The sequence below is a fragment of the Halobacillus sp. B23F22_1 genome (assembly GCF_043497005.1).
Classification (GTDB): domain Bacteria; phylum Bacillota; class Bacilli; order Bacillales; family Halobacillaceae; genus Halobacillus_A.
This window is the reverse complement of the sequence record NZ_JBIEKE010000001.1, coordinates 285893-299587: the sequence shown is the minus strand read 5'-3', so window position 1 is coordinate 299587 and position 13695 is coordinate 285893. Positions and strand designations below refer to the sequence as shown.

11 protein-coding genes are annotated in these 13695 nt (G+C 41.4%); 4 read left to right on the top strand and 7 right to left on the bottom strand.

Translation table 11 applies throughout. From position 1 onward, the window contains the following. Nucleotides 1-204: 204 nt before the first annotated feature. The 3 genes from ACGTNH_RS01560 to ACGTNH_RS01550 form a co-directional block, all read right to left on the bottom strand. Nucleotides 205-270, bottom strand: a complete 66-nt coding sequence (locus ACGTNH_RS01560) for an SEC-C metal-binding domain-containing protein (RefSeq protein ID WP_394586104.1) — start codon at nt 268-270, stop codon at nt 205-207. Next, complete coding sequence (locus tag ACGTNH_RS01555) at nt 257-1363, bottom strand: hypothetical protein (RefSeq protein WP_394584544.1); 1107 nt, start codon at nt 1361-1363, stop codon at nt 257-259. The genes ACGTNH_RS01560 and ACGTNH_RS01555 overlap by 14 nt, the downstream gene beginning before the upstream one ends. A gap of 115 nt (nt 1364-1478) precedes the next feature. Next, complete coding sequence (locus ACGTNH_RS01550) at nt 1479-2609, bottom strand: 5-methyltetrahydropteroyltriglutamate--homocysteine S-methyltransferase (RefSeq protein ID WP_394586103.1); 1131 nt, start codon at nt 2607-2609, stop codon at nt 1479-1481. A gap of 429 nt (nt 2610-3038) precedes the next feature. Between ACGTNH_RS01550 and desA the strand changes: the two genes are divergently transcribed. From desA to ACGTNH_RS01535, 3 genes are all read left to right on the top strand, one after another. Next, the gene (gene desA / locus ACGTNH_RS01545; protein WP_394584542.1) at nt 3039-4085 is read left to right on the top strand and encodes a Delta(5) desaturase DesA; all 1047 of its coding nucleotides are present in this window, start codon (nt 3039-3041) and stop codon (nt 4083-4085) included. Nucleotides 4086-4179: 94 nt separating this feature from the next. Then, nucleotides 4180-5316 carry a histidine kinase gene (locus tag ACGTNH_RS01540; RefSeq protein WP_394584540.1) on the top strand — a complete coding sequence of 379 codons (1137 nt, stop codon included), beginning with the start codon at nt 4180-4182 and terminating at the stop codon, nt 5314-5316. Continuing rightward, nucleotides 5313-5912 (top strand): response regulator, encoded by a 600-nt coding sequence (locus ACGTNH_RS01535; RefSeq protein ID WP_394584537.1) that lies wholly within the window; start codon nt 5313-5315, stop codon nt 5910-5912. The genes ACGTNH_RS01540 and ACGTNH_RS01535 overlap by 4 nt, the downstream gene beginning before the upstream one ends. A 26-nt stretch (nt 5913-5938) precedes the next feature. Here ACGTNH_RS01535 and ACGTNH_RS01530 read toward each other — a convergent pair whose 3' ends face one another. The 4 genes from ACGTNH_RS01530 to ACGTNH_RS01515 form a co-directional block, all read right to left on the bottom strand. After that, nucleotides 5939-7201 (bottom strand): M48 family metallopeptidase, encoded by a 1263-nt coding sequence (locus tag ACGTNH_RS01530; protein ID WP_394584534.1) that lies wholly within the window; start codon nt 7199-7201, stop codon nt 5939-5941. A 592-nt stretch (nt 7202-7793) separates the two neighbouring features. Continuing rightward, nucleotides 7794-8630 carry a YihY/virulence factor BrkB family protein gene (locus ACGTNH_RS01525; RefSeq protein WP_394584532.1) on the bottom strand — a complete coding sequence of 279 codons (837 nt, stop codon included), beginning with the start codon at nt 8628-8630 and terminating at the stop codon, nt 7794-7796. Nucleotides 8631-8747: 117 nt separating this feature from the next. Then, nucleotides 8748-9011: a DUF3006 domain-containing protein gene (locus ACGTNH_RS01520; protein ID WP_394584530.1), complete on the bottom strand. Its 264-nt coding sequence runs from the start codon at nt 9009-9011 to the stop codon at nt 8748-8750. Between the two features lie 3 nt (nt 9012-9014). Further along, a complete protein-coding gene (locus ACGTNH_RS01515; protein ID WP_394584529.1) occupies nt 9015-10376 on the bottom strand; it encodes an MBL fold metallo-hydrolase in 1362 nt (453 codons plus the stop codon). 497 nt (nt 10377-10873) lie between these two features. On the opposite strand from ACGTNH_RS01515, the gene ACGTNH_RS01510 reads away from it, so the two are divergent. After that, on the top strand, nt 10874-13660 hold the full coding sequence (locus ACGTNH_RS01510; protein ID WP_394584526.1) for a pullulanase: 2787 nt from the start codon (nt 10874-10876) through the stop codon (nt 13658-13660). The last annotated feature ends 35 nt before the right edge of the window (nt 13661-13695 follow it).

Here is a 13695-nt window from a genome sequence, read left to right as displayed (position 1 = left end):
TTTTCGGCTCGTCCTGTTCCCAAAGGAGTCCGCATATTTTGACTACGCTAATGTTCTGCTCTTACATAATTAAGTTTTTATTATTCGATGTTTGTAGCAAAGCATTACTTATGACCCATCCTCCTCTAGCTGTTGATAAAGCTTAGACAGAAGTAATAAGGAATAGCCTTTCTATACCTTTTGCTCCATCGAAGGCCCTCCCTCTTAAGCACCGCAGCACTTTTTATGCTTCTTTCCACTTCCGCATGGACACGGTTCATTTCTCCCTATTTTTTTCTACCTTTTCAAAAGGCTTGCGATCGGAAGGCTGACTTGTCATGTTTAAGAATTGTTCTTCTCGTTCCTCCGCTTCACTTTTCCATAACATTAGATTAGGATGTTCACGGTTAATGACTTTAAAATAAGAATAGGCAGTCTCGTCCATATCCACCATTCCTGAGAATGCTCCTCTTTCCAAAAAATCTTCAACTTCTTGAAGGGTTTCTTCAGAGAATTGCAGGCACATCCCTTCAACGATAAGCTCACGAAGCTCTAAGTCCCTTGATGATTCTTCATATAAATTTTGTAAAACGGTTAACGCATAATCAGTTTTAGTTTCACTAATAACCTCGACTGGATAAATGAAGTCGTCACCTTTACATAAAGGGTAAAGCTCATCTACCACGGCGTCGGATTGAAAATAATTGAGCGTATTACCTGTTTCATCTAATATCAAATTCTCATCTACTGTAAGCAGCTTGGCTAACGTTGCGACGTAGCGGTCATCAGGGAAGTAACGCAGCGCATAGATGTTTAATAAACCATTATAGTCTAAGTAAGGAGCAGACATGGCCTCTTCCACTGCACCGATTGCTTCTTCCTCGGTTAACCACTCACGTTTAATTAATTCATCCATTGCCCGTTTAGCCAAATTGTGTACCCGGGAGCTGTAACGAGCAGATAAATCCTGAAGCAAATCAGCATAGATCATATATAGCTCTTCTTCTTCAGAGGCGTTTCGAACCTTCTCATAAAACGTCCAATCTTTATTAGGAATGTAAGGTTCAAGCTCGCTTCTATGTTCAAACAGTTTTTCCAGTTTTACATTAGGTACAAGATTTAAATAATTCTTACGCTCTTTTTTATCAGCATTTTTAAGGCATTTTATCCATTCACCGATTGAAGCTTCACCAAAGGTTACCTTTTCAATATTCGATAATACAGCCATCCGCCTTTCTTCAGACTGCCTGCTGTACTTTAAAAGCTCAGCCGTTATATTATCAGGAACATAAGGATAATTACTGATCGAATACATCAAAACACGAAATACCGTATCATCCTTTGTATGAATATGTTCTTTTATCCGCTGTAAAAATGGTTGCATGAACGCTCCTCCTTTTATTAAAATCTACTTTTAATAATCATACCATTTCTGCCGAATGTTTATTAGTTCAAGGGAAAAGCCAGAGGTCCCCGTCAGGAATTCCTCTGGCTCTATACTAACGTGTACCCCATACCTCTTCAGCAATCTCCACTACGTGGCGTATTTTCGCCCACTGCTCTTCTTCCGTTACATTGTTTCCTTCCTCTGTTGAAGCAAAACCACATTGCGGGCTTAAACAGAGCTGGTCTTTAGAAACATAGCCTGCTGCTTCCTCCAGTTGATTCTTTATTCGTTCCTTATTTTCGAGTTCCGGGAATTTAGAAGTAATTAAGCCAAGGACAATTTTTAAATCTTTGCGCTTCACGTGTTGCAGCGGCTCCAGCCCTCCGGAACGCTCATCATCAAATTCCAAGAAAAGTCCATCGACCTTTAATTCGTTAAACAACGTTTCTGATATGGCCTCATAACCACCAGAAGCGGAATACGTAGAACGAAAATTCCCTCTGCAAATGTGCATAGTAATAACCATGTCTTCAGGTCGTTCTGCAATTGATTGATTGACAGCCTGGACAAACAAATCACGTAGTCTGTCAGGATCCTGACCCCGCTCTTTGATTTTGTTCAACCCTTCTTCTGAGAAGAAAGCGGCCCAGGACGTATCATCCATCTGTAAGTATCGGCAGCCTTCATCATAGAAGGCTTTAATTGCTTTTTGATAAGCTTGTGTTAAATCACTTAGCAGTGTTTCTTCATCGGCATAGATTTCAGGGTTTATATCTCCTCTAAAGAAAAGCATATTCGGGCTGGGGATCGTAAATTTAGGGACATGCTCATCTCCAACGACAGAATGAAGAAACTTATAATCTTCTATCATGGGATGGTTATGAAAATCAACTCGATCAACGACCCGCACAGAATAAGCTTTCGTTTGAACGCCGCTAAACTGGATGCCTTCCTCCGGCTCATACCCTTCCACTCCGGCTAAACCTTCGAGAAAGTCAAAATGCCACCATGAACGACGCAAATCACCGTCAGTTATAGAAATAAGTCCGGCTTGTTTTTGCTTTTCTACTAATTTCCTAATCTCTTCATCTTCAATATTCCTTAATTCAACGGCTGAAATTTTTCCTCGTTCTTTTTGATAGCGGGCATCCTTAATCCGTTCAGGCCGCAAGAAGCTGCCTACATGGTCCGCATTAAATGGTGCTCTTTTTGTTTGAGTCACGTTCCCTCTCTCCTTTGTAATAAGTAAAAAATCACTTCTTTAATACGATGGCGCTTATTAATATGTACTACCTGCAGGAATCGTTGAACTAAATCTCAACTTCTTCTGATAAAGCTACACTTTATATTGTAGGGGCGATTGCAGCAACTTTCCAATAAAAAGGAAAGAGGAACATCTCTTATCTGCCCCTTTTTAAAATTGATCAAGCTGTTTGTAAGAATAGTTCACCAAAAATACACCCTGCTCATGGAAGGTTTGAAGACTTCTGCAAACCTCTATAACTGAACCTTCTCTCCCTTCACCTAGTTTCATCCATATATAGATTTTTTTTCAATTAAATACATGACAAGTGTCATACTCGTCACCTGACGTTTATGTCTTACAACTCTTTTACGTTTCTTCTAACATAGGAAGTACGAATTAATCGAACGTATAAGAGGAGTAATTAAAATGAGCCAACATAAACAAAAAGAGTTGAAAAAGAATGTAGCATCGTTTGCGAAACCCGATAATTCAGTTGGGATCCGCCAGTTAATTAATACACTTGTTCCCTTCTTCTTACTTTGGTTTGCTGCCTATCAAAGTCTGGCTGTATCTGCCTGGCTCGCTGTTCCTTTAGCTATGCTGGCTGGAGGGTTTGTCATTCGGATCTTTATTATTTTCCATGATTGTACCCACATGTCTTTCTTTAATAATCAAAAAGCGAACCGGATAGTTGGGACGATCACTGGAATTATTACTCTTTTCCCTTTTGAAAAATGGAAACGGGATCACTCGATTCACCATGCTACCAGCAGTAATTTAGATAAACGAGGCACAGGTGATGTATGGGTGATGACTGTTGATGAGTATTTAGAGGCTTCATCCTGGAGGCGCCTGGCTTACCGCTTGTACCGTAATCCGATCGTTATGTTTGGATTAGGCCCCCTCTATCTATTTTGTATTTCCAACCGTTTTAACCGAAAAGGGGCAAAGCGAAAAGAAAGGTTAAATACACATGTAACCAATGTTTCAATTGCGGCGATTTACGCCCTTCTCATCTGGGCCATCGGCTGGCAGGCATTCTTAATTATTCAGCTTCCGATTCTTTATGTTTCCGGAGCACTTGGAATATGGTTATTTTACGTCCAGCACCAGTTTGAAGATTCTTATTTTGAGGATGAATCAGAGTGGGATTTTGTTAAAGCAGCCGTTGATGGAAGTTCTTACTACAAGCTGCCAAAAATTCTGCAGTGGGTATCGGGAAGCATCGGTTTCCACCATGTGCACCATTTAAGTCCAAGGGTGCCGAATTATAAACTGGAGGAAGCTCATGAATCTACGCCTCCTTTACAAAAAGCAACGACGATTACCCTTCTTTCGAGCTTAAAGTCTATTCGATTCCGTCTGTATGATACGAAGAACAAAACTTTTGTCAGCTTTAAAGAGGTAAAACCGCTTCTTCAAAAGTCAAATCTACAAATGAATCATAAACGTCCAAGCTTCCAAGATAAATAATAATGCACAGAAACCCTATTCTCATTGCATCGAATAGGGTTTCTTTTGTTAGAATAAGAATAACGAAGCAAATGGAACTGTAAAGGAGAAGTATATGCAGAATTGGTATCAAATCATTCCAAAAAATACAGGATTAAGCACTTACATATGGATTATCTTTTGTTTATTGCCCTTCTTCTTTATATTTAGGTCTTCCTCGGTCACTGAAATCATTTTCGGGATTTTTATGATCATCCTTTTTTTCCTGGCCTACCGCCTTTCTTTTATTTCACATAACCGCATGGTTTATGTGTGGGTCAGTATTGAGATGGCGATCAGCATTATATTGACGCTATTATTTGGATATATTTATTTCTCACTATTTCTGGCGTTTTTTATAGGAAACATTCAAAGGTTAAGTGGATTTCTAACGTTATACATCGTCCACCTCGTAACGACAGTGGGAGCAATTGCTCTTTTGTTCTTTATGCAGAATGAAGCGCTGTTTCCTCAACTTCCTTTTATCATCATCTGCCTGATTGGTGTCATACTGCTGCCGTTTACAATGTATTATCGCATTAAACGCGAGAAGCTTGAAGACCAGTTAGAAGATGCAAATGAAAAGATTTCACAGCTTATGGTCATTGAAGAAAGAGAACGTATTGCTCGTGACCTTCACGACACACTTGGACAAAAACTTTCTCTGATCGGATTAAAAAGTGATTTAGCAGGGAAATTAATGGATAAAAATCCAACGGCAGCTCAAAATGAAATTCAAGACATTCGACAAACGGCTCGCACAGCATTAAAAGAAGTTCGTGAAATGGTCTCTAACATGCGAGGAGCAAAGTTACAGGATGAACTCTTACGAGTGCAGCAAATCTTAGAAGCTGCGGAAATTGAATTTAGGACAGAAGGAAACCCTGACCTTAAGAACACTCCCCTTCTCGTCGAAAATGTTCTCAGTATGTGTTTAAAAGAAGCTGTTACAAATGTAGTAAAACATAGTCATGCTTCTTCCTGTCACATCTTCATTGACCAATCACCAAATGAAATACTATTACAAATAAGTGATGATGGGGCAGGAGTTTCTGATAAAGTGCATACGGTAGAAGGACACGGTCTCCAGGGGATGCGGGAACGCCTGGAGTTCGTTAATGGCAGCTTAGAAATCAAATCATCAAACGGAACTAAACTTATTATTCGAGTACCGAATGTCATTCAACAACCAAAACAGGAGGGTATGGTGTGATACGTATCGTTATTGCAGAAGACCAGCGTATGCTGCTTGGGGCGCTTGGCTCCCTGCTTGACTTAGAGGAAGATATGGAAGTCGTCGGCACAGCTCATAACGGAGAGGAAGCCTGTGACCTCGTAAAACAGCTTCAGCCCGATATTTGTATAATGGATATTGAAATGCCCGTCAAGAGTGGGTTAGATGCTGCCGAAGAACTAAAAAACGAACCTTGTAAAATTATTATTTTAACTACGTTTGCTAGAGCCGGATACTTTGAACGTGCGCAGAAAGCAAGGGTAAGCGGCTATTTATTAAAAGACAGTCCGAGCGAAGATCTTGCCAATTCCATCCGGACGATAATGGACGGAAAGAGAATTTTCGCTCCTGAGTTAGTCGATATGGCCTTTGGCAACGAAAACCCTTTAACCGAGAGGGAAAAACAAGTCGTCCAGCTTATTGCAGACGGGAAGAATACAAAAGAAATATCTAAAGAGCTATTCATAACGACAGGAACTGTCCGAAATTACGTTTCTGTCATCTTAGATAAACTCGAGGTCAGCAATCGAATTGAAGCCGTCTCCCGCATAAAGGAAAAAGGTTGGTTTAAATAAAAAAGCAGCCAAATTGGCTGCTTTTTCTATTGTTCCTTTTCATATTCTTCAAGCATAATAATCCGCTCCATCATGGTTGGGTGACCGTAGCGGAAAAATTTCACGAGGGCTGGAGGATTCACCTCACTGCGCCCATTGATCGTCAGCTGTTGAAAAGAACCGATTGCCGCTTCTCGATCCGGCCTCATTTCAATAGCATATTCATCTGCTGATCGCTCTGCCTGCCGAGAAATGGCTGATTCAATAGGTGTAGAAATGATAGATAAAACCGTCAATAGTAAAAATAAAACAGGAAGAGAAGAAATATCGGAAACACTTTTCACCCCAAACTCGTCTCCCCACTTACGAATGACGACATGTAACAGTAGATAGGTGATATATAAGCCTGCCAGACTGGAAAGAATTACTCCTCCTAGATTCATATACAAATGGTTCATGACGTAATGTCCAATCTCATGAGCCATGATAAATAAGGTCTCGCCATCATCGAGTTGATTCAGGGTCGTATCCCACAGTACAATGCGCAAATTAGAACCAATGCCATTAACGTATGCATTCATCGCGTTCGTTTTCTCTGACATATCCACTTCAAAAACACGATCGGCCGGGATATCCGCCTGGTGAGCTAAGGTTAAGATTTTTTCTTCTAACACGGGATCCTTGAGCTCTGTAAACTCATTGTAGAGAGGATCGATCCATACAGGCTGAATATACATCATAAAGGTAAAGAACGGAATGAGCAGCAGCCACGCGTAAAGCCACCACCGTTTTTGTGTCTTTTTCATAAGAATATAAAGCACTGTAATTAAAAGACCCATGATGATAAATCCGACCCAAAAGCTAATAAGTTCATCTCTCATCCAGCTGGAGAAATTCTGGGTTGAGATCCCGTACTGAAAGGATAAGCGATACCCTATAAAATCAAGCGGGAAACTGATTAACCATACCACAGTGGAAAGCAGCAACACGTATATAGGAATCTTAATAAAAGATAACTTCGAGACCCGTTCCCCAAACCGCTTAAAGACGGGGGACCAGCCAAACACGAGCACAGCTATGTATATAAGGATTTCAAATGGCAATCCAATAAAATAAAGCAGGTTACGGTATTGTGAATATTCTTGGCTGAGCGCCATTTCTTGGGCCGTCATAAATGTAACTGGATCTGCTGCAGATCCTTTGTAGGCTTGCGGAACGTCTGGACTCGTCCAATGAAACAAATACAGATAGAAAAAAAGCACATATACCGGAAACAATACGAGCGTACTTAAGACTAAGCGCTTTTTCATTCTTTTTCCCCCACCCATTTTTCTACTCTTTACTACTTGTACGATTTCTTCCTTTATTTATACCACTCTTTCCAAATTAAAATGAGTAATTTCAATAAAAAAAGGAAAGGCATGGGCCTTTCCTCAGTCTATCCAAAAAGCTAAGATGTACTTCATATAAGTATGGAGAAAGGAACAGGAAAAGCGCCGCTTTCCGCGGGGCAAGACGGAAAATCTCCTCGGTCTGCGACCTCCGGGGCTTCTCCTGTCTGCTCGTCCCGCAGGAGTCGGCACTTTTTCCTTTCCTTTTACCAGAATGGAATCTTGAAACCTTCGTAATGTGAATATCCTTTTGCAAACGCTGCTTTCACAGCTTGAGTAAATGAATGCTCATGATTTATTTCGAAAAAGGGTTTGAGGAAATGGCGAGACTCCTGCGGGAAATGGGAATAAGGTGTGACCCCGGAGGGCTGATAAAGCCCGAGGAGGCACACCATTCTCCCGCGGAAAGGGAGTCCGTTTCCTCAAACCCTTTACACTCGCTAATGCCAGGAATTTTACGCTCTTTAAGGTTTCTCTACAAGCTGAGGAAAGGCATGGTCCTTTCCTCTTTTTATGCTACTTCACGAGCCTGCCGTTTTTTCCTGCGGTGGCGGACCACGTTAATTTCTGCCCCTATCATTAAGATCATCCCAGTGATGAAGAACCAAAGCATGAGGATGATAATCCCCCCGAGACTTCCATATGTTGCAGAGTAGTTCGCAAAATTACTCACATAAAAAGAAAAGATAAGCGATACAACCTGCCATAGCACGGCTGTAATGACAGCTCCCGGTATGATTTCTTTGAATGGAAACGTTTTGTCCGGCGCAAAGTGATAAAGTGCCATCAGCGTTCCAGCCATAATCACAATACTGACTGCCCAGCGCAAGACTTGGAAAAGAACGACTGTTTGTTCTGGTAAGTTCAGAACATCTCTTAATGTAGAAATGATGACGTCCCCGAAAATAGGAAGAGCCAGTGCCACAGCAATTGATACAATCATACCGATCGTAAGTAAAATCGATAGAAGTCTTACTTTAATAAACGATCGTGACTCCTCTACATTATAAGCAATGTTGGAAGCCTGGATGAACGCATTCACCCCGCTGGAGGCTGACCACAATGTACCTAGAATACCTGCCGTTAATAAGCCGCCGTTTGGCTGTTCTACGAGTTCTACAATATTTTCTTCTAAAATATCAGTTGCCTGACCTGGTACAACATTTTGTACAAATCCCATAGCCTCTTCAGCGCTGATGTTTAAATAAGGTAAAATAGATAAAAGCAAGATAACTAAAGGAAAAATCGCTAACAAATAATAAAATGCTTGGGCTGCCCCTAACAAAGGCACATTATCTCTTTGAAATTCAGCGAATACTTCCTTTCCATAGTTGATTATTTTTTTCATAGATAGGAGACCTCCTAAAATCCTGTTGTATAGGACTATCCCCGTTCAGTACCTTTTTCTAACCTATCATTGTAAAACAAGGGCCCATTCATCGATTTGTAATATAAATATAATAAATTACTTCCGCTTAAAACGGCTGCCTTTGCTTTTTTCCTTAAGGCGTTTTCGCTTGTCTTTTACCTTTTTTTCCTGAGCAGCCGTTGCTTCAGGATCTCGCTTAATTGAAGTCACCTGATCTTCTTCTATCGTCACTTCAAACCAATCATTCGGCTTACTTCCTTCAGGAAGGATATCTTTATCTAAAACAAGTTCCTTATTGTGAGCTTCTACAAGAAGAACAGCATATTTCTCTTCTTCTAATCGATCAAACACAGCTTTCATTCATTAGCCTCCTACACAAGCCAAACCTTGTGCTTTAATTTCATCTATTCTAGCAGGACCAATTCCATTAATTTTAGTGAGATCATCAACCGATTGGTAAGGTCTTAACTCAATTAAATCTTCTGCACGGGCAGGACCAATCTGCGTAATATCCTGTACCTCTTCTATCGAAGCATTATTAATATCCACGCAGGCTCCAGAAGACTCAGCTGTTTCCTGCCCTTCTTCCAATTCTTCTGATGACTCGGCATCACTTTCTGATTTATCTTCACTAGATGGTGTAACGGACCCTTCTTTTTCCGGTGTTATTTCATAGTTTTCTCCATCTGTTGTAACTTTCACCGTCCCGTGAACGTCTGTTCCATACAACTCTACTCCTGCCTCTTGAACTCTTTGCACAATCTCTGCACTAGGATGACCATATTGATTGCTTTCTCCTGCGCTGTAAATCGCTGCCTCAGGGTCTACAGCTTGTAAAAAAGCTTCACTAGTAGAAGTCGAGGACCCGTGATGACCCAATTGCAAAATTTCTGCCTCCACGTTTTCCGCTTCGTTCAACATTCGTGACTCCTCTTCTGCTTCAGCATCACCTGTGAAAAGAAAGTCAACTTCTCCATACGACATTCTAAACGAGAGAGATTCTTTATTTGTATTGCCTGTTACAGTCTCAGGATACAATGTTTCTATGGCTAACGGACCGATATCAAACATATCTCCTGTTCTCGGTTCATCGTATTCGATACTAGAGTTTTCTATGGTATGAAGCACCCGTTCATGCGTTTCTGATGTACTCTCATTTCCTGACATCCACACTTCCCCCACGTTAAACTCGCTGATGACTTGATCCATTTGACCAATGTGATCGGCATCTGGATGTGTGCCTACAGCAATGTCGATCTGCTCAATATTGCGGCTATGTAAATAGTTAACGACACTGTCACTATTCCAATTTCCAGCGTCGATTAGAATCCGAACCGGCTGGCCGCTATCTTCAAACTCAAGTAACGTAGAATCCGCCTGGCCGGCATCTATAAAATGAGCGGTCAGTTCTGAAGAAATTTCTTCTTTTTCCGGCTTCTCTTCCTTTGTTTCTTGAACCTGCTCTTCTTCTTTTTCTACCGCTTCTTCTTCAATTTGTTCTTCCGAGGCCCGGGATTCCTCATCTTCAGCTTCTTTCTCAGTTTCACTCTCTTCTTCTAAATCGTTATTGTCAGTTTCCTCAGACTTTTGAGTGTCTTCTGCCTGGTCTTTCTGCTCTTCTTGTGTCTCCTGGTCGTCGGCTGAGCCAGTTGATTCTTCCCCACAGCCTCCAGCTATGAACAATGTAAGGGCGCTAAAAAAGATAAAAAATGAATTTTTGAACATACCGTACCTCCTATTTTCTTTATCTTATCATAGGAAAAATTCAATTTTCCCACCAAAAGGTGATGGATTTATTCAAAAGCACTTTCAATGTACAAACCCTTCTCCACCTTCCTGAATAGAATAGTAAGGAAAGGAGGAGTTCCAATGGATTGGGAAAGCAAGAATAGAAGAAGGTCCGCACAGGACAAACTTGATTCTTTCTCTCAACGCTGCTGTGTCAAATTAAAGCCGAAGCACAAATGTTGCTGCTGTTGCTGCTGTCACTGCAAACATCGTCACCATAGAGAGGAATAACCTCTCGTGTACCTGGTACACAACTATATCCCGGCTGTACCTGGTACGCATAATATGCAACCGAGTGCACTATTTCACAAGACAATTTTGCACAACTTTATATCTAATTTTTACAATATTCTGTATTTGTAGTTGTTTTTTTACAAACGTTAATTATATAATTAGTGCAAGCGGTTTCACAAAAATAGAGGGAGGATGATTCAGTGAAAAGAAAGTCTAAGTACATTTCAACTTTTGCAGCAGTCATTGGTTTGAGCTTCATTCCTTTTGGATCTGGAGATTTAAAAGCAGAAGAAGGAGAAGATACCGTACGAATCCATTATGATCGTGTGGATGAAAGCTACAACGATTGGGGACTTTGGTTGTTTGAAGATGTGGCCCTGCCTTCTGACCAAGTGGGTGATTGGCCCACAGGAGCGACTAATTTCTCAGATGAACAGATTGGTGAAAGTGGAGCTTATATGGACGTAGAACTAGCGGAGGATGCGGAAGATATTGGATTTGTGGTCGTGAATACAGAAAATGAGGACAAGGACGGCAATGATAAAATCTTTGGCAGCGTTGATCAGTATGATGACCTTTATATTCGCGAAGGCGATGACACGGTCTATACAAACTCAGAATATTTACCTGAGCTTGGTCTTAACGCAGCGGAGATTATAAACGAAAATACCCTGGAAATCCTTTTCTCTTCGACAGAGGGGTTAAACAAGGAAGTTCTTCAAGAAGGAGTAACCATCAAGGATCGGAATGGCGAGGAAGTCTCATTTGAAGAAGCAACTATACATGAAGATGGCAAAGTAGAAATCAGCGGGACGTTTGATGTGGAAGCCGCTCCTTACGAAATTACATTTAACGAAAAGTCAACGACAGCCAATGTAAGCTGGCGCTACATCGATGATACATATGCCTATGATGGGGAACTGGGTATGACCCTTCAGGAAGATGGCAGTGCCAACCTCAAATTTTGGTCGCCTGGAGCTGACAACGTCTCTGTAAAACTTTACGATAAGGATAACCAAGATGAAGTCGCAGCGAATGTAGACATGAGCTTGGAAGATCGCGGTGTTTGGAACGTAACGCTTGATGAGAGCAATACCGGGGTCAATGACTTAACAGGTTATTACTATCACTTAGAAATTGAACGTGGGGGCGAGACGAAAACTGGGTTAGATCCTTACGCTAAATCCATGGCTAAATGGAATAATGAAGGCGATGACCCGATTGGAAAAGCAGCAATTGTCGATCCATCTTCCATTGGGCCAGCATTAGAGTATGCGGAGATTGATGGGTATGAAAAACGAGAGGATGCTATTATTTATGAAGTCCACGTACGTGACTTCACTTCTGATCCGAGCATTGAAAACGAACTGAATTCGCAATTTGGAACGTTCGAAGCTTTTATTGAAAAGCTTGATTACATTGAAGATTTAGGAGTTACTCATATTCAACTGCTTCCTGTGATGAGCTATTTCTTTGGGGATGAAGGGGCAAGCGCAGAGCGTATGCTCGACTATGATTCCGATGACAACAATTATAACTGGGGTTACGATCCGCAAAGCTATTTCTCTCCTACAGGAATGTATTCGGAGAATCCGGATGATGCGGAACTTCGAATTCAAGAACTTAAACATTTAATTGATGAAATTCATAAGCGTGACATGGGTGTGGTATTAGACGTCGTATACAACCATACGGCTGATGTAGGCATTTTTGAAGACTTAGTTCCAAACTACTATCACTTTATGGATGCAGACGGTACTCCGCGGACTAGTTTTGGAGGCGGCCGCTTAGGTACCACCCATGAGATGTCTCGAAAAGTATTAGTGGATTCTATTAAGTACTGGGTCGATGAATTTAAAGTAGATGGATTCCGCTTTGATATGATGGGCGACCACGATGCCGAAAGCATTCAAACTGCTTATGATGAAGCCAAAGAATTAAACCCTAACATTTTAATGATTGGAGAAGGATGGAGAACTTACGCTGGTGATGAAAATGGCGGGAATGTTCAGGCCGCTGATCAAGACTGGATGAAGGATACGGAGAGTGTCGGCGTTTTCTCTGATGATTACCGTAACGAGTTGAAATCCGGATTTGGAAGTGAAGGTGAAGCACGCTTCTTAACTGGGGGGCCACGTAACGTGCAGCAGATTTTTGATAACATCACGGCAAAGCCTCACAATTTTGAAGCTTCAGATCCTGGAGATGTAGTACCCTACATCGCAGCTCATGATAATTTGACCCTTCACGATGTGATTGCTCAATCCATTAAAAAGGACCCTGACGAACACGAGGAAGAAATACACGAACGCATTCGTCTTGGTAACTCCATGGTGTTGATGTCTCAAGGTACAGCCTTCCTTCATGCCGGGCAGGAATTTGGCCGCACGAAGCAATTTAGAGCAGAAACAGATGAAGCGCCTTACAAATCAACGTACATGGAAGACGAAGAGGGCAACCCATTCATCTACCCTTACTTCATCCACGATTCTTACGATTCAACGGATGCAATTAATAAGATTGATTGGGAAAAAGCAACGAATTCCGATGATTACCCGATCCACAATTTAACGCGTGAATATACGACTGGTTTAATTGAGCTGCGCCGCTCTACTGACGCCTTCCGGTTAGGGACGATGGACGAGGTGGATGAGAATGTGACGAAGCTGAATGTTCCTGAGATAGAGGAAAACGATTTGGCTCTAGCATATAAAGCCCAATCTACAGACGGCACTGGTAATTATTTTGTATTCGTAAATGCGGATGAAGAAGAGCGCACCTTTACGATGGAAAATTATAATCTAGCTCCGGGTAAAGCTATTGTAGATGATGATGAAGCAGGAACAGATAAAGTAAGTGAACCGACTGGATTTAGTAAGAATGCGAACGAAATTACGATTGATCCTTTAACGACGGTGGTCGTAAAATGTGAGCCAAAAGGAAACGGAAACGATCCATGTGAAAAGCCTGGTAAAGGGAAAAATTAATAGATAACAAAAGAAGATGCTGGGACATAACCAAA